The organism is Streptomyces sp. NPDC054757 (assembly GCF_053612185.1).
Genome location: NZ_JBSHBW010000017.1, coordinates 131,783 through 156,693, shown reverse-complemented (window position 1 = coordinate 156,693; position 24,911 = coordinate 131,783). Strand labels below are relative to the sequence as shown.

General features: G+C 67.8%; 18 protein-coding genes. 12 read left to right on the top strand and 6 right to left on the bottom strand.

The window, feature by feature from the left end; translation table 11 throughout:
* Positions 1-10: 10 nt before the first annotated feature.
* The 4 genes from ACWGKJ_RS21020 to ACWGKJ_RS21005 are packed head-to-tail and all read left to right on the top strand — an operon-like array spanning position 11 to position 3,991.
* Positions 11-1,165, top strand: coding sequence for a glycosyltransferase family protein (locus ACWGKJ_RS21020; protein WP_385017389.1), 1,155 nt, complete (start codon positions 11-13; stop codon positions 1,163-1,165).
* Complete coding sequence (locus ACWGKJ_RS21015) at positions 1,162-1,866, top strand: hypothetical protein (protein WP_359983812.1); 705 nt, start codon at positions 1,162-1,164, stop codon at positions 1,864-1,866. The genes ACWGKJ_RS21020 and ACWGKJ_RS21015 overlap by 4 nt, the downstream gene beginning before the upstream one ends.
* On the top strand, positions 1,863-3,098 hold the full coding sequence (locus ACWGKJ_RS21010; RefSeq protein WP_453315783.1) for a glycosyltransferase: 1,236 nt from the start codon (positions 1,863-1,865) through the stop codon (positions 3,096-3,098). The genes ACWGKJ_RS21015 and ACWGKJ_RS21010 overlap by 4 nt, the downstream gene beginning before the upstream one ends.
* On the top strand, positions 3,095-3,991 hold the full coding sequence (locus ACWGKJ_RS21005; protein ID WP_385017383.1) for a glycosyltransferase family 2 protein: 897 nt from the start codon (positions 3,095-3,097) through the stop codon (positions 3,989-3,991). Before ACWGKJ_RS21010 ends, ACWGKJ_RS21005 begins: the two co-directional genes overlap by 4 nt.
* Here the strand turns inward: ACWGKJ_RS21005 and ACWGKJ_RS21000 are convergent.
* On the bottom strand, positions 3,949-4,449 hold the full coding sequence (locus ACWGKJ_RS21000; protein ID WP_385017380.1) for an AAA family ATPase: 501 nt from the start codon (positions 4,447-4,449) through the stop codon (positions 3,949-3,951). The genes ACWGKJ_RS21005 and ACWGKJ_RS21000 overlap by 43 nt on opposite strands.
* A gap of 101 nt (positions 4,450-4,550) precedes the next feature.
* Here ACWGKJ_RS21000 and ACWGKJ_RS20995 point away from each other — a divergent pair, with 101 nt between their 5' ends.
* The 7 genes from ACWGKJ_RS20995 (at position 4,551) to ACWGKJ_RS20965 (ending at position 15,508) form a co-directional block, all read left to right on the top strand.
* Entirely contained in the window at positions 4,551-5,468 is a 918-nt protein-coding gene (locus tag ACWGKJ_RS20995; RefSeq protein WP_385017377.1) for an FkbM family methyltransferase, read from the top strand.
* Positions 5,469-5,557: 89 nt separating this feature from the next.
* Positions 5,558-6,037, top strand: a complete 480-nt coding sequence (locus ACWGKJ_RS20990; RefSeq protein ID WP_385017374.1) for an NUDIX domain-containing protein — start codon at positions 5,558-5,560, stop codon at positions 6,035-6,037.
* 112 nt (positions 6,038-6,149) lie between these two features.
* On the top strand, positions 6,150-7,052 hold the full coding sequence (locus tag ACWGKJ_RS20985) for an LLM class flavin-dependent oxidoreductase (RefSeq protein ID WP_385017371.1): 903 nt from the start codon (positions 6,150-6,152) through the stop codon (positions 7,050-7,052).
* A 123-nt stretch (positions 7,053-7,175) separates the two neighbouring features.
* Positions 7,176-10,772 (top strand): DEAD/DEAH box helicase family protein, encoded by a 3,597-nt coding sequence (locus tag ACWGKJ_RS20980; RefSeq protein WP_385017368.1) that lies wholly within the window; start codon positions 7,176-7,178, stop codon positions 10,770-10,772.
* On the top strand, positions 10,769-12,226 hold the full coding sequence (locus ACWGKJ_RS20975) for a restriction endonuclease subunit S (RefSeq protein ID WP_385017365.1): 1,458 nt from the start codon (positions 10,769-10,771) through the stop codon (positions 12,224-12,226). Before ACWGKJ_RS20980 ends, ACWGKJ_RS20975 begins: the two co-directional genes overlap by 4 nt.
* Entirely contained in the window at positions 12,223-13,782 is a 1,560-nt protein-coding gene (locus ACWGKJ_RS20970; RefSeq protein WP_385017362.1) for an HsdM family class I SAM-dependent methyltransferase, read from the top strand. Before ACWGKJ_RS20975 ends, ACWGKJ_RS20970 begins: the two co-directional genes overlap by 4 nt.
* Positions 13,783-13,888: 106 nt before the next feature.
* Complete coding sequence (locus ACWGKJ_RS20965; protein ID WP_385017360.1) at positions 13,889-15,508, top strand: endonuclease NucS domain-containing protein; 1,620 nt, start codon at positions 13,889-13,891, stop codon at positions 15,506-15,508.
* 52 nt (positions 15,509-15,560) lie between these two features.
* Here the strand turns inward: ACWGKJ_RS20965 and ACWGKJ_RS20960 are convergent, their stop codons facing one another.
* Positions 15,561-15,812: an LLM class flavin-dependent oxidoreductase gene (locus tag ACWGKJ_RS20960; protein ID WP_385017357.1), complete on the bottom strand. Its 252-nt coding sequence runs from the start codon at positions 15,810-15,812 to the stop codon at positions 15,561-15,563.
* 210 nt (positions 15,813-16,022) lie between these two features.
* Between ACWGKJ_RS20960 and ACWGKJ_RS20955 the strand changes: the two genes are divergently transcribed.
* On the top strand, positions 16,023-16,877 hold the full coding sequence (locus tag ACWGKJ_RS20955) for a Cof-type HAD-IIB family hydrolase (RefSeq protein WP_385017354.1): 855 nt from the start codon (positions 16,023-16,025) through the stop codon (positions 16,875-16,877).
* 41 nt (positions 16,878-16,918) lie between these two features.
* Here the strand turns inward: ACWGKJ_RS20955 and ACWGKJ_RS20950 are convergent, their stop codons facing one another.
* Genes ACWGKJ_RS20950 through ACWGKJ_RS20935 form a run of 4 tightly spaced genes read right to left on the bottom strand, consistent with a single transcriptional unit; the run spans position 16,919 to position 24,841 of the window.
* A complete protein-coding gene (locus ACWGKJ_RS20950) occupies positions 16,919-18,625 on the bottom strand; it encodes a GAF domain-containing sensor histidine kinase (protein ID WP_385017351.1) in 1,707 nt (568 codons plus the stop codon).
* 20 nt (positions 18,626-18,645) lie between these two features.
* On the bottom strand, positions 18,646-22,233 hold the full coding sequence (cydD, locus tag ACWGKJ_RS20945) for a thiol reductant ABC exporter subunit CydD (RefSeq protein WP_385017347.1): 3,588 nt from the start codon (positions 22,231-22,233) through the stop codon (positions 18,646-18,648).
* Positions 22,234-22,248: 15 nt separating this feature from the next.
* The gene (gene cydB, locus ACWGKJ_RS20940) at positions 22,249-23,250 is read right to left on the bottom strand and encodes a cytochrome d ubiquinol oxidase subunit II (protein ID WP_385017344.1); all 1,002 of its coding nucleotides are present in this window, start codon (positions 23,248-23,250) and stop codon (positions 22,249-22,251) included.
* Positions 23,251-23,263: 13 nt separating this feature from the next.
* Positions 23,264-24,841 (bottom strand): cytochrome ubiquinol oxidase subunit I, encoded by a 1,578-nt coding sequence (locus ACWGKJ_RS20935; protein ID WP_385017341.1) that lies wholly within the window; start codon positions 24,839-24,841, stop codon positions 23,264-23,266.
* Positions 24,842-24,911 lie beyond the last annotated feature (70 nt).

The window sequence follows — 24,911 nt, the reverse complement described above, 5'->3', positions numbered from 1 at the left end:
GGTCTCAGCGATGCGCGTGCTGTATCTGCTCAACGTCTCCAACGCCAGTCAGCTGGCCGCTGATTCCGGCTACACCTTCGCCGACATGCTCGCGCCGGCCCTGACCGACGCCGGGGCAGAGGTGACCGTGGCCTCGCCCGTCCCGGTCGGGGACGCCCGCGTGCACTTCGCGCTCACCGCTTCGCCGTCCACCAAGTACCGGGCCCGCTTCGATCCCGGCATGGACGCCCTGGTCGCCCTGATCCGCGACCGGCGGCCCGAGGTCGTGGTGGCCAACCAGATCGAGGCCGCACCCGCGATCCGGGCCGCGCTCCTGGAAGCAGGGGTGGACGCGCTGATCGCGGGCTACTGCCACTACCTGCCGTTCTCCTTCACCGACACCGGCGTCCTGGAGCTGGACCCCGCGATGAACGACCGGGGCCTGGGCCGCAGCGTGCTGCTGGCCTTCGCCGCCGGCCTCGGTGCCTGCGATCGCGTCCTCGTCCACTCTTCCACCGCAGCCTCTTGGACCACCGCAGCCGCCGCCCGTACCGGCGTCGAACTCGGCGACAAGCTGTACGTCGTCCCCGCCCCCAGGGACGTACGGCTGGTACGCGACCCGGCCGACATCACCCCGCCCGCAGGCAGGGCCTCGGGCATCTACAACCACCGCCTGTACAAGCACTACGGCACCGCCCGCTTCACCCGGCTCGCCCGGCGTCTCGTCGCCGATGCCCCGGTGCGGCTCACCGTGATGGACCTGTTCGGTACCCGCAGCCCCGAGCGAATCCGCCTTGACCCCAGCCCCGAACGGCACCTGGAGGAGCTGGCGACCACGGACGGCGTCACCATCGCCTCCGACCGTGGCGACCGCATCCGCTACCGCAACCTGCTGGCCGGAACCCACTTCGGCATCGCCCCCTTCCGTCCGGGCTGCCCCTGGTCCATGTCGGTGATCGACTGCCAGGCGATGGGCCTGCCGGTGGTCGGCCCGCGCACCGGCTGGCTGGCCGAGCACATCGACCACGAGCTGCTGTTCGACACCGACGAGCAGGCCGTCCAGATCGCCGAGCGCCTCGCCACGGACGCCGAGTTCTACCTGGTGCACGCCAAGCGCGCGCATGCCTCCACCACCGACCTCACGCCTGCCGTGGTGGCAGCCCGTTATCTGGAGGCGATCAAGTGACCGGCTTCGAGGCAGTGCAGCTCTCGTACGACGAGCCACTGGCCGGCTCCCTGCACACCCGCCTCGCCCGGGTGCTGGGCGGCAGCGTCAAGCGCCTGCACGGAGTCCGCGGGATGCGACGCGCCTACCGACTCACCGCCGAACTGGTAGACACCGAACAGTTCTTCCTCGCCGATGGTGACTTCGCCATCGACCCCGAGTTCCCCACCGCAGCGGTCCAGCCTCTGGCCGACGGGGTGGCGATGCGGGTCTGGCAGGCAGTCAACCCGGTCAACGGCCTGACCTACGGCTACGGCGGCCTCAAGCTGATCCGCCGCTCGGCGCTGAGGGAGATGGGCCAAGCCGTCGACGTGCTGGCCGCGCTGCCCGGACGCGTCGAGTTCTGCCGCCGGACCGCCGGGGTCACGCGGTTCAACCAGAGCCCGTTCCACGCGTGGAAGGCGGGCTTCCGAGAGTGTGCGATGCTCGCGCGCGGCAGCGAGTACGGCATGACCGACGCCTCCGCCCAGGAACGCATCGCAGCCTGGACGGCCAGCCGCGATGGCGAATTCGCCGCCTATGCGGCGGCCGGAGCCCGTGACGGACTCGGCTTCGCCAAGGCTGCTGCCCGAGACACTCAGCGCTTCGAGGCTCTCAACGACCCGCCGTGGCTGAACCAGCACTTCACCACGCTGTACGGCGAGCAGGCGGTCACCGGATGAACACCGCACCCGGGCCGCTGGTGCTGATCGAGCCGAACGCACACCGGGGCGGCGGGCACCACCAGCGCACGCTGGCGGCGCTCGCTGCCGTACGGCCGGGAAGCCTCGTCATCGCCCCCGGCGGCCTGAGCGAGGACCTGGCCCCGCTGGTTCGATCGGGAGCCCGAGTCGCTGCCGGTCCGGCCGGACCGGCAGCGAGGATCCTTCTCGCCGTCGCGCGGGCGGCAGCCCGCGTCGCTGCTGTCGGTCAGCGGGTCTTCGCCTCCCGGAGCTGGCCACAGGCGGTCCGCAGGTCCCCGCACCAGGTCACCCTTCTCGCCCGGTGCCTGACCGAGGCCGCCTGCCTTCGCACCGCACGCCGTCTCGCCCCGCAAGCCTCGTCCGTGGTGATCCTCAGCGCGAGCGAGGCCCTGCACGGTGCCGTTGCCCTGCTCGGCGGGACCCGGCATCTGCGGTTCGTTCATGAGGCGGTCACCACCGAAGATCGTCCCGTCCGGTGGCTGGGCCGGCTCGCCCGCAAAGGCGAGAAGCGGGTGATCGCGCTGTACCCGACCGCCGCCGTCCGTGACCAGGTCGGACCGGGCTTTCCTCACCTTCCAGGCGGGGTAAGGGCGTTCGCGGTTGATGAAGGACGCCCGCTTACCGACGCTGAGCGCGACGGAGCTCGTAGCGCCTTCACGATTCCCGCCGACGCGAAGGCGGTGTGCGTGGTCGGCGGCTGGTGGCCGTACAAGGACATCCCTACCGTCGATACGGCCCTCGCCCGCCTCACCGCCCCGCTTCACGTCCTGGTGTGCGGCACACCGCTGGACGACGCCGTCCTCACACGCTGGCACCAGCTCCCCAACGTCCACCTGCACACCGTGCCCGGCCCGGTCGGCGACCAGGTCCTGCGGCTGGTGTACGCCGCTGCCGACGCGGCCCTCGTCGCCCGGAAGTCCGGCGTGGGCAAGGAATCCGGGCTGGTCATGGACGCCGTCCGCCTCGGCGTACCACTGATCGTTTCCACGCACGACCCCGAGCTGACCGCCCGCCTCGCCGGGGAACCGTGGACCCGGCTCTTCGCCGCCGGCGATCCGGACGCCCTCGCCAAAGCGCTGGACCAGCTCACGGCAGACGTTCCCGCCCGCCCAGGCCCGTCAGCGCTCGGGGCTCTGGACATGAGCTCGGCGGCCGACCAGGCCGCCTTCCTCACCGACACCTACGCCCACCTGACCAAGGAATCCCGATGAAGACACCCGTCTCTCCCGCCCTGGTCGCGGTGGTCGGCCCGGTCGAACCGGCCCTGCTGGCCGCCTGGACCGCCCACTACCGTCGACTCGGCGTCGAGCGGTTCCACCTCGCCTTCCACTTCCCCGACCACATCCACGACGCCTGGCGGCACCAGCTCATCGCGGCTAGCCACGACCTCGGCATCGTCCCTGCCCGGATCAGCACCGGACCCTGGCACGAGCACACCAACACCCAGCTCCGCGACCTCCTGCGCGAGCAGGCGGGGCCCGGCTGGCACCTGATCGCCGACTCCGACGAGTTCCAGACCTACCCCGCCCCGCTCAACGAGATGATCGCCTGGGCCGAGGCCGCCAAGCACAAGGTGATCGGTGGGCTGACGCTCGACCGCGCCACGAACGACGGGCGGCTGGCACTGTGGCGGCCGGAAATCGGACTGGACCGGTCCTTCCCGCTCGGCGGGCACCTCACCCACCGGCTGCTGAAGGGCGATCCCCGCAAGATCGTCCTTGCCCACTCCTCGGTAGCCGTTGCATCCGGCAACCACCGGGCACCGGGCCACAAGCCAGACCCGGACACGCTCGCATGCGTACACCACTTCAAGTGGCGCTCGGGCGTCCTGGACGACCTGCGACGACGGGTCGACCGGTTCACGTCCGGTGACTGGGTCGAGCACACCCCGGCCGTCCGCAGCGAGGCGTCCCGCCTGTTGCAGCACATCGACCGCCACAACGGCCGGATCGATGTCGCCGACCCGCGTCTGGCCTTCCGTCACGTCACGCTCGATCGACTGCCGAGCGGCTGGGCCGCCGAAGCCGCCAAGATCACAGCCATCTGGCGCCCACACACGGCTCAGAGCCAGCCCGGCTCCACGATCTCCTCGCCCTCGTCCTGAGGCTTCTCGAAGCGAGCAAAGAAGTCATCCAGCGCCTCCGGGGTCACGACCAGAGCGTTGGCGTCTTCCCGCTCATTGCGCTCCGCCAGCCTGCGCAGCAGCTCCTCGCGCTCCACCGGGAAGTACAGCAGCCGCCACCGGCCGCCGGCCGCCTCCACCAGCTCCTTCATCGCGTCGCGGTCCTTACGCGGCCACAGCCCGTGGTCCCACACCACGTCCCGGCCCTCGGCGACCAGCTCGGCGAGCCGCTCGTGCAGCTCGGAGACGACCGGAGCCTCCTTCTCGAAGTAGGTGTTCTCCGGGTAGTCGACGCCGTACCGACCGTGCCGCTCATGGACGACCTCGTCCACCGACAGCCGCACTGCACCCTCCGGCTCCAACTGCCGCTGGGCATAAGTGGTCTTCCCCGAGCCGGTGAGCCCCACCAGCAGGAACACCACCGGAGTGTCCTCGGCCACCGCCAACTCCCTCCAACACCACCAGCGCTCCTCGGCCAGTTTGCCACCGTCGGCCGGCCCAAGGCTCCGTTCCTCCTCACCACCACCCGAAGGAACCGCTCGTGTCCGCCTCCGTACTCGCCCGCGCGCTGCGCGCCTACGTCCGCTACGCCCCCGGAACGGTGGGCAAGGCCCGACTCGTCGGCCACTTCCTCGACGAGCACCTGCGAATCCACCCCGCCCACACCACCGTCAGGCTGCGGTCCGGCGACAAGATCGGCGTCACCACCAACGACGTCATCCAGCGCTACCAGTACCTCTTCGGCGAGTGGGAGCCGAACCTGAGCGCCTTCCTCCGCGACCGGCTCCGCCCCGGAGACACCTTCATCGACGTCGGCGCCCACCGAGGCGCCTTCAGCCTCCTTGCCTCCCACGCAGTCGGCCCCCATGGCCACGTCATCGCCGTAGAACCCTCCCCGCAGTTCCACGACGACCTGACCGCCACTATCACTGCCAATCGCCGCACCAACATCCAGTCGATCCGATCGGCAGTCTCCGACACTCACGGCAGGCAGACCCTGTACCTGGAGGACCCCACCAACCTCGGCCACACCACCTCCGTGCGGCCCCGCCATGCCCACATGACCTTCGACGTACAGACCGCGCCGCTGGCCGACCTCATCAGCAGCGCCCAGTTCGCTACCACTCGGATCATCAAGATCGACGTCGAAGGCGCCGAAGCAGCAGCCGTCCGCGGACTCCTACCCGCGCTCGCGCACTTGCCGGACGACGCGGAGCTTGTCGTGGAGGTCACCCTTCGGCTCTTGGCCAAGCAGGGCGAGAGCGCCACCGGGATCATCGACATCCTGAGCGAGAACGGCTTCCATGCGTACACGCTCACCAATGACTACGACCCGACCACCTATCCCAGGACCATGCGGCACCCGCAGCCGCCCGTTCGATGCACCACGGTCCCCGAGGAGATGACCGACCTGGTGTTCTCGCGCACCGATGCGGGCCACCTCGTATCCGGGCGTTGAAGCCGCCCGCGCTCCAAAAGGGAGCCGACATCCCCGGATGCCCGCACGACCCCGAAGAATCCGAAGCACGTCGACAAGGAGCGGACACGGTGAGCAGCAAGAGTGTGATGAACAGTCGCAATGCAGTCTGCGTGATCGTCCACGACAAGAACACCGACACGGTCGCATCCCTGCTCTACGGGGCCCGTAGCTGGTCCCCGAAACCGGTCTGGACCCTTCCCGGCGGCAAGGCCGAACCCGGCGAACCCCTCGACGAAGCTGCCGCCCGCGAACTCAAGGAGGAGACGGGCCTTCTCGTCGACCCGGCCAACCTTTCACTCGTCCACGTCGTTCACGTCGAGCAGGGCTGGGACCGGTCCGGGCAGTTCGTGCTCTTCGCCTTCGCCACCGACACCTGGACCGGTGAACTGAACAACGCCGAACCGGACAAGCACCTCGCAGTTCAGTGGCTCGCGGCCGAACGCCTCCCCGAGCCCGCGTTTCCGACAGCCGCACAAGCCCTGGCCGCGTACAGGGATGGCGGCCCGTCCTTCTCCCGCTACGGATGGCCGGCCACCATCACGAACTGAATCGTCTCGCTGTTCTGGACGGCCCGGCGGCCGCACGGCACCGCGCCTGATCAGTGGGGACTCGCCTACGTCGAGCCGCGACCAGGAACGCGCTCGACGTAGGCTCACCGGCATGAGCCTGCGCCTGAGCACCGTGATCCTTCCTGTCGACCGCTGGCACGAGGGAGGCCGCGCCAAGTGGCAGCGCGCCGAGGAACTCGGCTTCCACGCCGCGTACACCTACGACCACCTCTCCTGGCGCAGCTTCCGCGACGGCCCGTGGTTCGGCGCCCTGCCCACCCTCACCGCCGCCGCCACGGCTACGGACCGCTTGCGCCTGGGCACCTTGGTCACGTCGCCAAACTTCAGACACCCAGTGACGCTCGCCAAGGAACTGATCTCGCTCGACGACATCTCCGACGGGCGGGTCACCCTCGGCATCGGCGCCGGCGGCAACGGCTTCGACGCCACCGCGCTCGGCCAGGAGGCGTGGACACCGAAGGAGCGGGCAGACCGGTTCGGCGAGTTCGTGCCACTGCTCGACCGTCTACTCACCGAGGGCGCGGTCTCACAGAAGGGCGACTTCTACACGGCTGAGGAGGCCCGCAACCTTCCCGGCTGCGTACAGCGGCCCCGACTGCCATTCGCAGTGGCGGCGACGGGCCCACGCGGCCTGAGGCTCGCAGCGAAGTACGGGCAGGCGTGGGTGACGACCGGTGACCCGAAGCTGTACGAGGAGGGGACCCCGGAGCAGTCGGTGAAGGCACTCCGCGGGCAGATCGAAAGACTCGGCAAGGCGTGCGCCGAGGCCGACCGAGACGTGGCCGACCTCGACAAGATCCTGCTCCACGGCTTCACCCCCGACCGGAACAGGCCGCTGGAATCCGTGGACGCCTTCGTCGACTTCGCCTGCCGCCATCAGGAGCTCGGCTTCACCGAGATCGTGATCCACTGGCCGATCCCCGAGTCGGACTTTGCGGCTGGCAAGGCAGTCTTCGAGCAGATCGCCACAGAAGCAGTCGCCCAGCTCGGTTGAACGCCGACGATCGACGGACGGTCTGGGGATGCTGACCACCATCTTCAATAGGGCTTGATCTGTCCCTCTTCCCATGAGAGCCTGCAAGGCTTTGCTCACAGCGATGAGGTGTTGGGGGAGAAAATGACGATGCCGTCGGCAAATCCGGGGCAGGATGGCAGGGACGAGAAGGTCGCCAGGCTGGCCGCCGGTTCCGCCAACTTCGGCCACCTTCTTGGCCACCAACCCTTGCTGGTGACTCTCGGATGCTCGGCGGAGTCATACGTCCACACCGACCCACACGCCGCGATGTTCAAGTGTCGACTTTTCGGCGAGGTCATGGCTCGGCATCTGCTCGCACTGGTCAACGTCAGAGTGTCCAGCACGAGTCAGTTTGACCGGGTCAGGGCTCTCGCTGATCACGGTGTGATTGTGCCGCAGGTCCACGCTTGGTTCGAAGAGATCCGGTTGACAGGCAACCGGGCGGTCCACGAGTACTACGCGAACGTCCGTGCCGCGCTCCAGACGGTGGAGGCGTGTTTTCGGCTCGGAGACTGGCTGCATCGTTCTCTCACTCCTGCCGACACCACACACCGGGTGTTCCTGGCTCCGGCCCGGCCTTCCGCTGCCCCTGTTCCCACCACCGCCGCGGACCAGCAGGAGCTGGAGCAGCTCCGCGGCGAACTGGAGGCGTATCGCCGGCGACTGGAAGAGGCGCGGCTCCGCTTCGATGGCAAGCAGGACAGGCTGGAGCGCGAGCGGGCCGCCCGAGCCCAGGCCGAGTCGGAACTGGCTGAGGCCGAGGGGGAGCGTGCTGCGCTCCACGATCTGGTCGCCGAACTCAGCGAGCAGATCGACGAGCTCACCGCCGCTGCACTGGAGGCCAGCACGCCGGCCCAGCCGCTGGACAATGCATCGAAGCGGGACGAGTTCATCTCCCATGCGCAGAAGGCCGCCCGGCCGCCGATGAACGAAGCTCAGGTCCGCAAGGAGCTCGACAAGGTTCTCGAAATGGCGGGCTGGACCGTCCAGGACGACAACTCGAAGAACCTCTTCGCCGGGCAGGGCGTCGCGGTGGCGGAGGTGTCTACGGCCGTCGGCCGGGCCGACTACCTCCTCTACGTCGACCAGCGGCTTGTGGGAGTCATAGAGGCCAAGCGGGAGGGAGCCGACCTGGAGGCAGCTATGCAGCAGGCGGCACGTTACGCCACCGGTCTCACGCGTAGCCAGCAGCTCAGCGCCTGGCGCGCCAGCCTGCCCTTCCGCTACGTGGCGGACGGCAACACCGTCCGATTCCACAACGCCCTCGACCCGTCTCCGCGTACCCGTGAAATCTTCGCCGTGCACCGTCCGGAGACGATCGCCCGCTGGATCGACGAGGCTGAGGCGGACCCGGCCGCGCCGACGCTGCGGGCACGTCTGCGTCGACTTCCTCAGACCTTCCTCGACCCGGACCCGCTCCGCCCCGCCCAGGTGAAAGCGATCACTGGGCTGGAACGCTCGCTGGCCAAGGACGACCCCCGCGCCCTCATCCAGATGGCCACCGGGGCTGGGAAAACGTACACGGTAGTCAGTGAGAGCTACCGGCTCCTCAACCATGCGGGTGCCAAGCGGGTGCTGTTCCTGGTGGACCGGAACAACCTGGGCACGCAGGCCGCCACAGAGTATGAGAACTACGACACCCCGGACGACGGCCGCAAGTTCACCGAGCTGTACGTGGTGCAGCGGCTCGCCGGTGACACCGTTCTTGGCTCGGCCCATGTCGTGGTCTCCACGGTGCAGCGGCTGTGGATGGCACTGACCGGCCGACCCGTTCCCAGCGCGGACGACAACGACGAGAAGCTCGACGGCTACGACCTCGTAAAGGAGCCGGTGGAAGTCGCCTACAACCCGGACCTTCCCCCGGAGACCTTCGACCTGATCGTGGTTGACGAGTGCCACCGTTCCATCTACGGCAAGTGGCGCGCGGTGCTTGAGTACTTCGACGCACACCTGGTCGGATTGACCGCGACGCCTGTGGCGCAGACCTTCGGCTTCTTCTTCCAGAACCTTGTCAGCGAGTACCCATACGAGCAGGCGGTCGCCGACAGGGTCAACGTGGACTTCGACGTCTTCCGTATCCGCACCGAGCTCGGCGAGAACGGCGGCACGATCCCTGCGGAGACCGTCGTGCCGATGCGTGAGCGCAAGACTCGCCGGGAGCGCTACCAGGAGCTGGAAGATGACCTGGAGTGGAAGGCGTCGCAACTGGGACGCCAGGTGATCAGCAAGGGGCAGTTGAAGCTCGTGCTGGAGACGTTCCGCGACCGTCTCTTCACAGATATCTTCCCACCGGTCGGAGAGGGAGAGACACAGCGATCGCGTACTCACGTCCCCAAGACACTGATCTTCGCAGTTGATGACAACCACGCTGATGAGATCGTGCAGATGGTCCGAATGGTCTTCGGAGAGAACGGCACCGACGACTTCTGCCGGAAGATCACTCACGCCGCTAAGCGACCGGCAGAACTGATCAAGGCATTCCGCAACAGCCCGGAAATGCGCATCGCGGTGACCGTCGACATGATTGCCACTGGTACAGACATTCCGCCGCTGGAGTGTGTGTTCTTCCTTCGAAATGTGAAGAGCTGGGCCTACTTCGAACAGATGAAGGGCCGAGGTTCTCGGACAATCGACCCGGCGGAGTTTCAGGCGGTGACTCCGGATGCCAAGGTCAAGGAGCGGTTCGTGATCGTGGACGCGGTTGGCGTAACGGACTCCCCGCGTGTGGACGCCCGTCCGCTCAATCGGGCCACGGAGCGAAAGCTCCCGCTGGAACGACTCATGGCCAAAACGGCGGGCCTCGCCATGACCGAGGACGAGATCGCTACCCTGGCAGGGCGCCTTGCCCGACTGGATCACCAGCTCACCTCTGATGAACGAGGCGAGATCGAAGAACTCGCCGGCCAGCCCTTGCAGGAGATTGTTGGCGGCCTGGTACGCGCGGTCGACCCCGACCAGCAGGAGCGTGCCCGCCGCATTGGCGGCCCTGAGCAGATCCGGCAGGACATGATCGAAGCTCTGAAGCCGATCGCCTCCAACAGCGAGCTGCGTGCCCGCCTCATGTCGATGCGCCGCGCGCACGACATCGTCATCGACGAGGTGAACGCGGACAGCCTGATGGAGGTGCACGGTGTCACGGCGGATGAACTCGCCATGCGCCGGGTCACTTCGTGGCAGCAGTACCTCAAAGAGCACCAGGACGAAATTGCCGCGTTCAACATCGCCTTCAGCGAACGACGTGATCCGAAGGAGGTCTACCACCGTCTCCGTGACCTCGCTCGCCGTATCGAGCGTCCTCCTTTCCAGTGGACTCCGACGGGTCTCTACGAGGCGTACATCCAGCTCGGGAAGGCGAGCGAGCGACCGAAGGGCAAGGCCGGCGTAGTCGACCTCATCGGGTTGCTCCGGTACGAGCTGGGCCTCGACAAGGAGGTCCGCCCCTACCGGGTACTCGTGGAGGAGCGGTACACAGCTTGGCTGGCCCAGCAGGAACAGGCGGGCGCAGCCTTCACTCCGGACCAGGTGTGGTGGCTCGACAAGATTGTGGACGTGATCGCGACGGACGCCGCGATCGAACCGGACCAACTTCGCGACGTACCCTTCATCGAGCGCGGCGGCGTGGACGGCTTCCTGAGGGACTTCGGAGCCGAGCGCGGAGCCGAGATACTGGATGAGATGGGACGGGAGCTGGGTGCGTGAGTGAGGGTGGCATTCCCTCGGATCTGCCGAAAGGGTGGGCGCGCGCCCGACTCGGCGACATTATCACTCGGATCGAGGCTGGCAAGTCTTATAAGTGCGAGCCTCGTCCTGCCTCTGCTGGCGAGTGGGGCATTATCAAAGTTAGCGCAATGACATGGGGAAAGTTTGATGCCGCAGAGAACAAAGCGGTACCGGATGGCGTCCCCTTCAATCCTGAATACGAGATCCGCGCTGGGGATATTCTCCTGAGTAGGGCCAATACTGCGGCATATGTTGGCGCATCGGTGATCGTTCACAAAAGCCCAGCCCGCCTCCTGTTGAGCGACAAGAGCCTTCGAATCGTTCCTGCCCGCGGCATTAGCAGGGACTGGCTAGCGCACCTTCTATCGTCGCCATATATTCGATCGCAAATTTCCCGGCGGGCTACCGGCACCAAGGACTCCATGCGTAATATCTCGCAAAGTGCAATCGCCGAGATTGAGTGTATGGTGCCTCCTCTCGGAGAACAGCGGCGCATCGTCTCTGCTCTTGAGGAGCAACTGTCACGAGTCGATGCAGCTGAAAAAATTCTCTATGATAGCGCGCATAGAATTGAGCGATATCTCCAATCCTCTTTGCGTCGAATGACGTTGAGCTATCGTTCGGTTCGACTGGGCGATGTCTTGGCTGATGGGCTGACGAACGGTCGATCAGTTCCGACACGAACTGGAGGATTCCCGGTTCTTCGTCTCACCGCCCTGTCTGGCCCGTATGCCAATCTTGCGCAGCGTAAGGAAGGGGACTGGGAGGCGACCGATGCGGAACCATTCCTCGTCAAGCCAGGAGATTTCCTCATTTCTCGTGGTAATGGATCCGTTTCTCTAGTTGGGCGTGGTTCGCTCGTTTCGGAAGTGGAAGACCCGGTTGCTTATCCTGACACCATGATCCGGGCACGTCTGAAAAGGGAAGATATTTACCCGGAGTATCTGCGAATTATCTGGTCGTCTATGCATGTGAGGCAGCAAATCGAACGCCAAGCGCGCACCACTGCGGGGATCCATAAGGTAAACCAGAAGATTCTGGGAGCAGTGGAATTCCCGCTTCCAGATCTTCTCACGCAGAAAGAAATCTGCGCCAGGTGGTCCGAGATTGAGGAAAAAGGGGACCTTCTGAGTCGCACGGTTGTAGCGAGCAAGCATCGCAGCACCAGTCTCCAACGTTCCCTGCTAAGTGATGCCTTTACTGGTCGTCTGGTTCCCCAGGACCCCTCCGATGAATCCGCGGATGCCGTACTCGCCCGCATTCGTGTCGAGCGGCAGGCAGAAGGTACGCCCAAGGGCCAGCGGCGGCGTGGATCGCCAGCCATGCGTGAGCCCAAGGGTCCACAGGCGCCAGACACACCGCCGCCGCCTGTTAGAACCGCCCTTACTGCCTCGATCACTCAGACCACTTTCGACCAGGAGATCCCCTCGTGACCACGACGGAGGCCCGTCGGCTTGTCGACAAGCTCTGGAGCTATTGCCACGTCCTTCGGGACGATGGTGTCTCCACCATCGACTACGTTGAACAGCTGACGCTTCTTGTCTTCCTCAAGATGGCGCATGAGGCACAGTCCCGACCGCCGACCTTCCGGGAACAGATCATGCCCGAGGGGCCGATTTGGGAAAACCGAGGCTGGCCCGAGCTGCTGAAAAATGACGGCGCCGCACTCGAAGCTGCGTACACCGAGCTGTTGGAAGACCTCGGCAAGCAGCGGAGGGACACCACCTTCTACCTGATCTTTAATGGGGCGCGGAACCGTATCCACGACCCCGCAAAACTAAAGCGCTTGGTCAAGGACCTGATTGACAAGGAGAACTGGTCAGGCCAGAAGACTGATATCAAGGGTGACGCGTACGAAGAGCTACTGGCCCGAGGCGCAGAAGACATTAAGTCGGGCGCGGGTCAATATTTCACTCCGCGACCGCTAATCCAGGCCATCATCGACTGCGTCCGCCCGACACCAGAAGACACAATCACTGACCCTGCCTGTGGAACGGGCGGATTTCTCCTTGCCGCTGCCGAATACCTCATCCACGAGTACGGCAGCCGACTCACGCCCGAGCAACGCCAGCACCTCAGCGACGGCGGCATCTGGGGCACCGAGTTGGTCCGGGGTACCGCACGGCTCGCCGCGATGAACCTCTTCCTGCACGGCATCGGTCAACCCACCAAGGCTGCCCTCGTCCGTTCCCGCGATGCCCTCGCCGCGCCGCCCGACAAGCGGGCGAGCCTGGTCCTCGCCAATCCGCCGTTCGGCAAGAAGTCGTCCATCACCATCTACGGTGACGATGGGACCGCCGCCCGGGAGGCCATCGCCTACGAACGGCGCGACTTCTGGGTCACGACGACCAACAAGCAGCTCAACTTCGTACAGCACATTGCCTCGCTCCTGGAGATCCACGGACGTGCGGCCGTCGTCGTTCCGGACAACGTGCTCTTCGAGGGAGGCGCTGGCGAGACCATCCGCCGCCGCCTGTTGAACGAGTACGACGTCCACACTCTGCTGCGCCTGCCCACCGGAATCTTCTACGCCGGCGGCGTCAAGGCCAACGTGCTGTTCTTCGACCGGAAGCCGGCCCGCCCCAACCAGCCCTGGACGCAGAAGCTCTGGGTTTACGACTTCCGCACGGCCCAGCACTTCACTCTGAAGCAGAACCCGCTCACGAGGTCCCACCTCGAAGACTTCGTGCAGTGCTTCAAGCCGGACGAGGATCGTGCAAAGCGAGTCGAGACCGAGCGCTTCAAGCCGTTCACCTACGACGAGCTGGTTGCCCGCGACAAGGCGAACCTCGACATCACCTGGCTGCGTGACCCGAGCCTCGACGATGTTGACAGTCTTCCTGCTCCTGAGGTTCTGGCGGCCGAGATCGTCGAGGACCTCCAGGCTGCCCTCTCGGAGTTCGCTGCGATTGCCGAGACGATGGAGCAGGCCAAGGCAGATCGCCAGCTGTCTAACGAAGCGGAGCCAGGCAGCAGAGAGAACGGGTAACTCGAAGGGGAGATCACCCTCGGCAGGGTGATCATGGGGTGCAGGAGACTCGCCAACTGTGCCCCACCCCAGGGCCCTTGTCAGTGCTCCGGTTTAGCCTTCGGCCATGCGACCGCCTCTTGAGAACGTTCTCCGCAATGCGCTCGTCCAGAACCTGGAGCTGATCGAGCCGGGTCTCCGGCCTGTTCAGTTCGAGGAGTACCCGCTGCCCAACGCACACGGCACCAGGGGAAGCATCGACATCCTGGCCCGTGATCGTCATCAGATGTGGGTGGTCATCGAGCTGAAGCGGTCCCGGTCCAGCGCGCGGCAAGCCCTACACGAGGTCAACAAGTACACCGAGCTTCTCTGCCGGGAGAAGAACCTCGCGCCGGACCGCATCCGTGCGGTGATCGTAGCCATGCCGGACGACTGGGAGGAGCTCCTGATCGCCGTCAGTCACGCCGCGCGCGACTGGAGTCATGATCTTCGCGGGTACCAACTATTCCTGGACAGCAACGGCACCCCCATCGGGACCGAACGGGTGGAGCTCCTGCCTCGGGCGTTCGAACCCCGCATCACCCCCATCCACAACCTGTTCTTCTTCACCACGGAGGAACAGCGTGAGCAGGGCTGGAGGATCATCAGCAAGGTCGCGGACGAGTTGGGGGCGCTCGACCTGCTGGCGGCGGATCTAGACCGCGTAGCAGAGAAGCACTACATTCCTGCGCCTTTCGGCCTGTACCTAGCGGTAGGCCGGGTGAACGAGGAGCTCGCCGCAGCGGATCTCCTGGGTGGTTACGACGGGCCAGAACCGTTCGCCGAAGAGCACCAGGCCGAGTACTTGGCCCTCTGCGAGCTCTGTAACCGCCTTGCGCGCAGCAGGCTGCGCGGAATGAACATGGAGTCTGCACGGCCAGGACTGTTGAAGAATCTCCGTGACGACCCCAACTGGTCCATCCAAGGCTTCCGAGGCACAGGAGCCTACGACAACACCGCCGCGTTCGAGCAGCAAGACCTGTTCCGCTTCCTGACCGGGGATGAGCGAGGCGACAGTCAGGTCTTGTACACAGGCACCGCCAGCCCGCAGGTTGCCAGCCGTTGGAAGGCATTCAGGCAGGAGGCTCGGCAGAGTTTCGCCGGCAACCACGAGTGGGAGTCACTTGTGGACGGCTGGCTCGACGAGGTGGGCCCGAAGGTCGGCGAGGGAGACGTCGGATTGCACGTCTACAACCCCTGTGACCTTTTGCAAGCAATCATCCATGGGTGGCCGGACCGCATGGAGAAACTCCTGCCTATGGTCATGGGGGAAGCAGTGCCCCGCCAAGGGCTGCGGCACTCGGTGCGCGGCGTCCTGTGCTGGAACGGCCGAGGCATGTCGCTCCCCGATGCGGTACGGCTCGTGTACCGAGACCCGCTGTTCTTGATAAGCAACATGTACGGGGGGACCGTGTGGGCACGAGACCGAGAGCTATTGGACCTCCTCGGCCTGCACTACGTGCTCCTGGAGAAGATCGGACCCGTTGGGTCCGGGGCAACGGTAGAGGACGAGCACCGCATCTGGATACATCGAGAGCAGAGTCCTCGCGTCTACTCCTCCGATACGGACCCTCGCGGGTACGCACAGGCGTACGCGAGCATTGCGGCTGATGGCGAGATCGTCTCGATCGGGCAGTACCTCAACAGGCACTCCCACGAAGTGGAGCTGGTGGCCCGGGAGTACCGTGCCATCACTCATGGCGTCTAGCGCTCGCCAGATTCGGTAAGTAGCCGGTCCCAGGCCACCGCGAATGAGCAGGTCAGCATGCGATAGGTGAAAAAGGCTTGACTGAGGTGACCAGCGTGCCGAGCCGGACGCGTGTGGTGGCCGCGGCCGCCGCGGTCAGCGTCGGGACCGCCCCGAACCAGGGCCCGTACCGGAACGGCACCCGCCAGGAGAGGTGGTCATAGGTGTACGCGGTGTGGAACCCCAGCTCCTCGGCGCGTTCCCACTGCTCACGGCCACCCTCGCCCCACCGGCGGACGGGAAGAATCACGGTACTCAGACGCATGGTGACGAGCCTACGTCGTACGGCTCGTACGGATCCCGCCCACGGGCCGCGGCCCCGGCCGGCCGTGGAAGCCGCCACCGATGCCCACACCGCCGCGGCCACCCCCGAACCGATCATGCGGCTCCACTCATCAGTGCGACTCTTCGCATCATCAGTGCGGCTCTTCGCACTCCCGTGCGCTCCGGGCATCCCGTACGGGAGAATGTCCGGGTGACCTCAGCTAACGGCCCCGCCGCCGCCCTCCCGCCCCGGCTGATCGCCACCGATCTGGACGGGACCCTGCTGCGCGACGACAAGACCCTCTCGGCCCGCACCGTCGCCGCGCTCGCCTCCGCCGAGGAGGCCGGGATCGATGTCTTCTTCGTCACCGGCAGGCCGGCCCGGTGGATGGGCGTCGTCAGCGACCATGTGCACGGCCACGGCCTGGCCATCTGCGGCAACGGCGCCGCCGTGGTCGATCTCCACGGCGACGAGGGCGGGCACATCTTCGTCAAGGTCCTCCCGCTGGAGCGCACCGACGCCCTCGACGTGATCGCCATGCTGCGGACCGCCGCCCCGGGCACCTCCTTCGCCGTCGAGCGGACCGGGGGCATCCACCACGAGGCGGCGTACCCGCCCCTGCAGTTCGATCCCGCGTCGAGCGTCGCACCCGCCGAGAAACTGCTCGCGGCGGACTCCGGCCTCGCGGACCAGCCCGTACTGAAGGTGCTGGCCCATCACCCGGAGCTGGAGCCCGACGTCTTCCTCGCCCTGGCCCGCCAAGCTGTCGGCGGCCGGGCCTCGATCACCCGCTCAAGCCCGACCGCGCTGCTGGAGATCAGCGGCCCCGGCGTCTCCAAGGCCGGCACGCTGGCGCTGTGCTGTGCCGAGCGGGGCATCTCGCCCGCCGAGGTGGTCGCCTTCGGGGACATGCCGAACGACGTCGAGATGCTGCGGTGGGCCGGTACCTCGTACGCGATGAGCAACGCCCACCCGGAGGCTGTGGCAGCGGCTTCGGGGCGCACGGTCGCGAACAACGACGACGGCGTCGCGGTCGTCATCGAGCGGATCCTGAAAGTGCGCTGACCGCGCCCGACCACTGCCGGCTCGCCCCCTGCCCCTCACCCCTACAGCGGCACCTCCCAGACCACCGCCGTGCCACCGCCGCCCTCGCCGAGCCCCGGCCCGTAAGCGCTCGACCCACCCAGTGCCTCCGCGCGCCTGCTGAGGTTCCGCAGTCCGCTGCGCCGGCCGCCCTCCGGGATGCCGACCCCGTCGTCGGAGACCGTGAGGCGTACCGCCGGGCGGCCGTCGTCCAGCTGCGCCGTGGCGTCGACGGTCACATGGATACGGGAGGCGGCGGCGTGCCGGAACGCGTTGGAGAGCGCCTCCCGCAAGGCCGCGATCAGGTTCTTCCCGGTGGATTCGCCGACCGTCGAGTCCACCGGTCCCACGAAGCGGTGCGAGGGTTTGAACCCCAGCGGCACCGCCGCCATGTTGATCTCCCGCAGTACCCGTCTGCACAGGCCCGACGGGGCTTCGGCGGGCTCCTGCTGCAGCGCGAAGATGGCGGTGCGGATCTCCTGGATCGTCACATCCAGCTCGTCGACGGCCTTGCCCACACCGCGGCGCACCTCCGGCCCCGCCGACTGGCGGTGGGCGCCCTCCAGCATCATCCCGGTCGCGAACAGCCGCTGAATGACCAGGTCATGGAGGTCACGGGCGATCCGGTCGCGGTCCTCGAAGACCGCGAGGCGCTCCCTGTCGCGCTGGGCGTCCGCCATCATCAGCGCCAGCGCGGCCTGCGAGGCGAACTGGGTGGCCAGCGAGCGCTCAGCGGCGGTGAAGGGCCGGGCGCCCCGTTCCCGCGGGGTGGCCAGCGCGCCCAGCAGACGGCCGCCGCTGTGCAGGGGCAGCATCATGCTCGGCCCGTACCGTCTGCCGACCTCGGTGATCATCCGTGGGTCGGTCGCCGAATCGTCCATGAAGACCGGAGCGCCGGAGAGCAGCCTCTCCACGACTCCGCTCTCCGCGGGGACGATCAGGCCGAGCACCTCGCTGGGCACATTGCTGGAGACGGCGACGACCTCAAGGCCGCCCTCCGCGGCGGGCAGCATGATCACTCCGGCGGCCGAGTCGGCAAGCCGGCGCGCCTGTTCGGCGACCACGGTGAGCGCCTCGTCCGCGTCGCCACCCGCAAGCAGCGCCGTGGTGACAGCCACCGAACCGTCGATCCACCGCTCGCGCTGCCGGGCCGCCTCGTACAGCCGGGCGTTGTTGATCGCGATGCCGGCCTCGGTGGAGAGGACCTGGACCATGTGGAGATCGCCGTCGGTGAACCGGCTGCCGTCGGTCTTCTCCGCGACATAGAGATTGCCGAAGGTCTCGCCCTGGAACTGGACGGGGACCCCCAGGAACGTCCGCATCCGCGGATGGTGCGGAGGGAACCCGGCGAAGCGTGCGTCGGTCGTCAGATCCGCGAGCCGCACCACCCGGGCGTCCTCGATCAGCGCGCCCAGGAGCCCGGTGTGCCCGTCCGGGACGCGGCCGATCCGTGCGGCCTCCTCCTCCGGGACACCGTGGGTGACGAAGTCGCTGAGGCCGCCGCGCTCCCGGTCCAGGACGCCGATTGCGGCGTACCGGGCGCCGGACAGTCCGGCGGCGGTCTCGCAGATCCGGTTCAGGGTCGCATGCAGTTCGAGGCCCGTACCGATGGAGCGCATGGCCTCCAGCAGCTGCGGTACGCGCGCGGTGAACTCGGCGGAGAGCCCCGGACGCGCGGGGTCATCGGCGCTGGAGTTCTCCGCGGGTTCGGTGTGGTCCGGAGCTGGCATACCCCAGAGCCTAATAAGTCCTATATTGAGTGGAAAGTCGGATTCCTTTGGCTGCCGAGCAGATCGCCCGCCCGCTCGCGCTCCAGCATCCGCCGCAACGGCCCGTCCAGCGCGGCCAGCTCGGCGTAGGGACCGCGCTGGACGACCCGCCCTCCGTCCAGGACGAGCACCTCGTCGACGGCGTCGAGCCCCCGGAGCCGGTGGGTGATGAGCAGCGTCGTACGCCCTTCGGTCGCGGTCAGCAGATCCGCGGTGAGCGCGTCGGCGGTCACCAGGTCCAGATGTTCGGCCGGCTCGTCCAGGACCAGTACGGGGAAGTCGGCGAGGAGGGCGCGGGCCAGCGCCAGCCGCTGCCGCTGCCCGCCGGAGAGCCTCGCGCCGTGCTCCCCCACCGGAGTGTCGAGCCCCTCGGGCAGCCCGTCCACCCAGTCCAGCAGCCGGGCCCCGGCGAGCGCCCGGCGCAGTTCGCCGTCCGAGGCGCCGGAGCGGGCCAGCCTGAGGTTCTCCCGCAGGGAGCTGTCGAAGATGTGCGCGTCCTGGGCGCACAGCCCCACGAACCCGCGCACCGTGTCACCGTCCAGCGCGTCGGCGGCCACCCCACCGAGCGTGTAGGTCCCCGCCTCCGCGTCCAGGAAGCGCAGCAGTACCTGGGCGAGCGTCGTCTTGCCCGACCCGGAAGGGCCGACGACGGCGACCCGTCGCCCCGCTTCGAGCCTGAGGTCCATCCCGTCGAGCGCGTGCCCCCGCTGCCCCGCATGGCGCGCGGTCAGACCCCGCACCTCCAACGGGAACGGCGACCGGGGCGCCGCAGGACGCGCCGGCTCCTGTACGGGGACGGGCGCGTCCAGCACCTCGTACACCCGCTCGGCGCTCCTTCTGACCCGCTGCCGGTACTGCACGGCGAGCGGCAGACCGGTGACCGCCTCAAAGGCCGCCAGCGGAGTCAGCACCACCACCGCGAGCTCCACCCCGGCGAGCCTGCCGTCGTGGACGGCGGGGATCCCGACGAACGCGGCGGCGGCGACGGTCAGCCCGCAGACGAGCGCGGTGAGCCCGCCGCCGAGTGCGGTGGCGGTAGCCCCCCGTGCGGCGATCCGGGTCAGCGTCCGGTCCGCGTCTCCGGTACGGCCCAGCCGCCCGCGCAGCGCACCGGCGACCGTCAGCTCAGCGGTCCCCAGGAGCAGATCGACGACCCGGGTGGCCAGCACCCCGCGGGCGGGCGCCAGTTGGTGCTCGGCCCGCCGGGCGCAGAGGCCGCTCAGCGCGGGCACCCCGACCCCGGCGACCAGCAACCCCGCCGCGAGCACCGCCCCGGCGGCGGGCAGCAGCCAGGCGGTGAACCCGATGGTGACCGCCCCCACCACCACGGCGACCGAAGCCGGAAGCAGCCAGCGCAGCCAGTAGTCCTGTAGCGCGTCCACGTCGGCGACCAGCCGTGACAGCAGGTCCCCGTGCCTGACCCGGCGCAGTCCGGCGGGCGCGACGCGCTCCAGCCCGCGGTAGACGGAGACCCGCAGACCGGCGAGCATCCGCAGCACCGCGTCGTGCGACACCAGCCGCTCGGCATAGCGGAAGACGGCCCGCCCGGTCCCGAAGGCACGCGTTGCCGTGACCGCGACCATCAGATAGAGCACAGGCGGCTCCTGCGAGGCCCGCGAGATGAGCCAGCCCGATGTCGCCATGAGCCCGATGGCCGAACCCAGCGCGAGACTTCCCAGCAACAGGGCCAGCGACAGCCGCCCCCGCATCGCACCTGCGGCCTCCCGCACCCGCGCCAGCGGGCTCCTCCGGCCGGACCGGGTCGGGCCCGCGGTGACGGCCTCGGCCGCCCCCTCCACCGCCGTCGGCTCCGCCCGCTGTGCGGGTACGGCGGCGGCATGCGGCAGGAGAGCATCGCCGCCGGCCGGGGCAGCCGGTGACGTACCGGGCCGGAGAGCGACCACACGGTCGGCCACAGCGAGCAGGGCCGGCCGGTGCACCACGAGCACCACGGTGCGGCCCGCCACCAGCCGCCGTACCGCGTCGACGATGCCGGCCTCCGTCTCACCGTCCAGGGCCGCCGTCGGCTCATCGAGCAGCAGCAACGGCCGGTCGGCGAGGAACGCCCTGGCCAGTGCCAGCCGTTGCCGCTGTCCGGCCGACAGGCCCGCACCGCCCTCGCCGAGAACCGTGTCGGCCCCGTCCGGCAGCGCGGCGACGAATCCGTACGCCCCGGCATCGCGCAGAGCCCCGTGCACCGCGGCCTCATCGGCGTCGGGCCTGGCCAGGCGTACGTTCTCCGCGATCGTGCCCGCGAAGAGATACGGCTGCTGCGGTACCCAGGCGATCTGCTCACGCCACCGCTCGGGGGAGAGCGAGGCCAGCTCAACAGCGGCTCCCGGCCCCTCGTCCGGTCCGCCCGGCGCCGAAGGGGACTCAGCGGCGGGCCCGACGAGCACCCGCCCCTCGTCCGGTGCCGCAAAGCCGAGGAGGACATGGAGCAGCGTCGACTTCCCGGCCCCGCTCGGTCCGGTGACCGCGACCGTCTCCCCGGCCTCGACCACCAGCGAGGCCGACTCCAGCGACGGTTCCGAACGGCCGGGGTGGCGCACCGTCACCCGGTCCAGCTCCAGGCGCAGCGAACCCGGGACCTCGTGCGTCCCGCCCGCCGGAAGCGGTGTCTCCAGCACCGCGAAGATCTCCTCGGCGGCCGACAGCCCCTCGGCCGCCGCGTGGTATTGGGCGCCCACCTGCCGCAGCGGCAGATACGCCTCGGGCGCCAGCACCAGGATCACCAGACCCGTGTACAGGTCCAGCTCCCCCCTGACGAGCCGCAGCCCGATCCCGACAGCGACCAGCGCCACCGACAGAGTCGCCAGCAGCTCCAGCGCGAACGACGAGAGGAAGGCGATCCGCAGCGTCCTCAGCGTCGCCTTCCGGTACTCGTCCGTGATGGTCCTGATCGACTCGGCCTGCGCCTTGGCCCGTCCGAACACCTTCAGCGTCGGCAGCCCGGCCACCACATCGAGGAAGTGTCCCGACAGCCGGGAGAGCAGCCGCCACTGACGGTCCATACGGGCCTGGGTGGCCCAGCCGATGAGCATCATGAAGACCGGGATCAGCGGCAGCGTCCCGACGATGACGGCCGCCGACACCCAGTCCTCGGTGACGACCCTGACCAGCACCGCCACCGGCACGACCACCGCGAGCCCCAGCTGCGGAAGATAGCGCGAGAAATAGTCGTCCAGGGCGTCTACGCCCCGGGTGGCGAGCGCGACCAGCGACCCCGTCCGCCGGCCGGTGAGCCACTGCGGCCCCAGCTCCGCGGACCGCTCAAGCAGCCGGCGCCGCAGCTCGGACTTGACCGCGGCGCTGGCCCGGTGCGCCGCCAGCTCGGTGAGCCAGGCCACCAGGCCGCGGCCCAGCGCCACGGCCACGAGCAGCAGCAGCGTGGTCCGCAGACCCGGTACGTCCAGACCGCGCTGGAACGCCCCCACCACCACATCGGCGATCAGCATGGCCTGGGCCACGACCAGACCCGCGCCGGCCAGTCCGAGGACCACCACGGCGCCCAGGAAGAGACGGGTGGCACCGGCGTACCGGAGCAGACGCGGATCGATCGGTTTCACGTGAAACACCCTCCGCTAGTGGGCATCGGCGATGTGGTGGGTGCCCAGCCGCTTGCGGAACACCCAGTAGGTCCAGCCCTGGTAGAGCAGGACCAGCGGCGTCATGATGCCCGCGACCCAGGTCATGACCTTGAGCGTGTAATGGCCCGATGCCGCGTTGTCGATCGTCAGACTCCAGGCGGAGTTCAGCGAGGACGGCGTCACTTCCGGTGCCAGCGAAAGGAACAGCGCGGCCACCGTGGCCGCGATGGCCACACCTGTGAAGGCGAAGGCCCAGCCCTCCCGGGCCCTGGCATTCATCACGAATGCCACGACGAGTGCGGCCAGTGCCGCACAGAGCGCGGTCAGCGTGGACCCGTCGCCGCGGTCCGCCTGCAGCCAGATCAGGAAGGCCGCAGCGAGGACCACCGTCACCACGGCGGCCTTGGCCGCGAGGGCCCGTGCCCGCAGCCGGATGTCGCCCACCGTCTTGAGAGCGGTGAAGACGGCTCCGTGCAGGGTGCACAGCGCGGTGAAGGCGAAGCCGCCGAGGATCCCGTAACCGTTCAGCAGGTCGCCGAACGAACCGGCGTAGTCCTGATGGCTGTTGACCGGCACCCCGTGGACCATGTTGGCGAAGATCAGCCCCCAGAGGAACGGCAGCAGCAGCGAGCTGGTGAAGAGCACCCACTCCCAGTTGCGCTGCCAGCTCTCCTCGGACCGCTTGTGGCGGTACTCGAAGGACAGGACGCGCACGATCAGCAGGACCAGGATCAGTACGAGCAGCAGATAGAAGCCGCTGAAGAAGGTGGCGTACCAGACCGGGAAGGCGGCGAACATCGCACCTGCCGCGGTGATCAGCCACACCTCGTTCCCGTCCCAGACAGGACCGATGATGTTGATCAGCACCCGGCGCTCGCGCCGGTCCCTGGCCAGCAGCCGGGTGAGGATACCGACCCCGAAGTCGAAGCCTTCGAGGAAGAAGTAGCCGGTCCACAACACGGCGATCAGCAGAAACCAGAAGTCGTTGAGGCCCATGGCGTCTCTCCTCTCAGTACGCGAAGGTCAGGGGCTTGTCGGCGTCGGCGTCCTGGTCCCCAGACCCGCCGGACCCACCTGACGGGCCGCGCAGCCTTGGATCCTCGGCGGGCGGCTGCTCATCGGTGTCCGGCCCCATCACCGCGTACTTCTTCATCAGCCGGACATTGATCCAGCCGAGAATCGCGTACAGCGTGATCAGGACGATCAGCGAGATCAGCATCTCCGTCCGGGAGACACCGGGGGAGACGGAGTCGGCGGTCTTGAAGAGGCCGAAGACGGCCCAGGGCTGCCGGCCCATCTCGGTGAAGACCCAGCCGATGGAGTTGGCGATCAGCGGGAAGACCAGGGAGGCCATACCGACGCGCCAGCCCCACTTCGTGAAGAAGGGGTTCAGCTCCCGGCCTGCCGTGAGCATCAGCTTGGGCGCCTCGTCGTCGCCCGTCCGGTGCTCCGGCAGCAGCCACTTCTTCTTCCGCGTCAGCCAGAGTCCGGCAGCCGCGGCCACCGAGGCGGTGAGCCCGATTCCGATCATGAGCCGGAATCCCCAGAAGGTGACGAAGATGTTGGGCACATAGTCGTCGGGGCTCCCGCCGTACTTGGCCGCCTCGGCCTTCGCCGTCTGATGGATGCCGGGCACCGCGGTGTGGAAGTCGTCATGCGCGAGGAAGGAGAGGACCCCCGGCACGGACAGCTCGACCGAGTTGTGGCCGGCTCCCACATTGCCCACCGCGAAGATGGAGAAGGGTGCGGGGGCCTCCGTCTCCCAGAGCGCCTCGGCCGCGGCCATCTTCATGGGCTGCTGCTCGAACATCACCTTGCCCAGCTGGTCGCCGGAGAGCGCGGTGAGGATTCCGGCGGTCACCGTCATCACCAGCCCCATCCGCAGCGAGGTCCGCATCACGCGGGTGCGCTTGGTGTCGGTGGCGGTCCCCGCGGCCCTGGCCCGCCTGATCTTCCACAAGTGGTAGCTGGCGATCCCGACGACGAAGGCGCCGCCGGTGAGGAAGGCCGAGGTCATGGTGTGGGTGAAGACCACCAGCGCGGTCTTCTGGGTGAGCACGCCCCAGATGTCGTTGAGATGCGCGACCCCGGTGGCCCGGTCGATGGTGTACCCGACCGGGTGCTGCATCCAGGAGTTGGCCGCCAGGATGAAGTACGCCGAGAAGGTCGTACCGATCGCCACCATCCAGATGCAGGCACAGTGGAGCTTCTTGGGCAGCTTGTCCCAGCCGAAGATCCACAGCCCGATGAAGGTCGACTCGAAGAAGAAGGCGATGAGCGCCTCCATCGCGAGCGGCGCCCCGAAGACGTCACCGACGAACTTCGAGTAGTCCGACCAGTTCATCCCGAACTGGAACTCCTGGACGAGGCCGGTGGCGACCCCGATGGCCAGGTTGATCAGCAGGAGCTTCCCCCAGAACTTCGTGGCATGGAAGTACTTCTCCGTGCCCTTCCGTACCCAGGCGGTCTCGAAGCCCGCGGTGATCGCGGCGAGGGAGATCGTGAGGGGGACGAACAGGTAGTGGTAGACGGTGGTCAGCCCGAACTGCCAGCGCGCCAGGGTATCCGGCGACAGAGCTAGTTCCACGTCGTCACTCTCCTTACGTGGCCGGGGTCACAGTGGCTTTCTGTCCCTTTGGTCCCACACAGGCCGGAAG

Excerpts from the sequence above, each read along its gene's own strand:
- ACWGKJ_RS21010 (WP_453315783.1), top strand. The coding sequence starts at position 1,863 with ATGAACACCGCACCCGGGCCGCTGGTGCTGATCGAGCCGAACGCACAC.
- ACWGKJ_RS20960 (WP_385017357.1), bottom strand. The coding sequence starts at position 15,812 with ATGCGTCTGAGTACCGTGATTCTTCCCGTCCGCCGGTGGGGCGAGGGT.
- ACWGKJ_RS21005 (WP_385017383.1), top strand. The coding sequence starts at position 3,095 with ATGAAGACACCCGTCTCTCCCGCCCTGGTCGCGGTGGTCGGCCCGGTC.
- ACWGKJ_RS20950 (WP_385017351.1), bottom strand. The coding sequence starts at position 18,625 with ATGCCAGCTCCGGACCACACCGAACCCGCGGAGAACTCCAGCGCCGAT.
- ACWGKJ_RS20965 (WP_385017360.1), top strand. The coding sequence starts at position 13,889 with ATGCGACCGCCTCTTGAGAACGTTCTCCGCAATGCGCTCGTCCAGAAC.
- cydB (WP_385017344.1), bottom strand. The coding sequence starts at position 23,250 with ATGGGCCTCAACGACTTCTGGTTTCTGCTGATCGCCGTGTTGTGGACC.
- ACWGKJ_RS20985 (WP_385017371.1), top strand. The coding sequence starts at position 6,150 with ATGAGCCTGCGCCTGAGCACCGTGATCCTTCCTGTCGACCGCTGGCAC.
- ACWGKJ_RS20980 (WP_385017368.1), top strand. The coding sequence starts at position 7,176 with ATGACGATGCCGTCGGCAAATCCGGGGCAGGATGGCAGGGACGAGAAG.
- ACWGKJ_RS21020 (WP_385017389.1), top strand. The coding sequence starts at position 11 with ATGCGCGTGCTGTATCTGCTCAACGTCTCCAACGCCAGTCAGCTGGCC.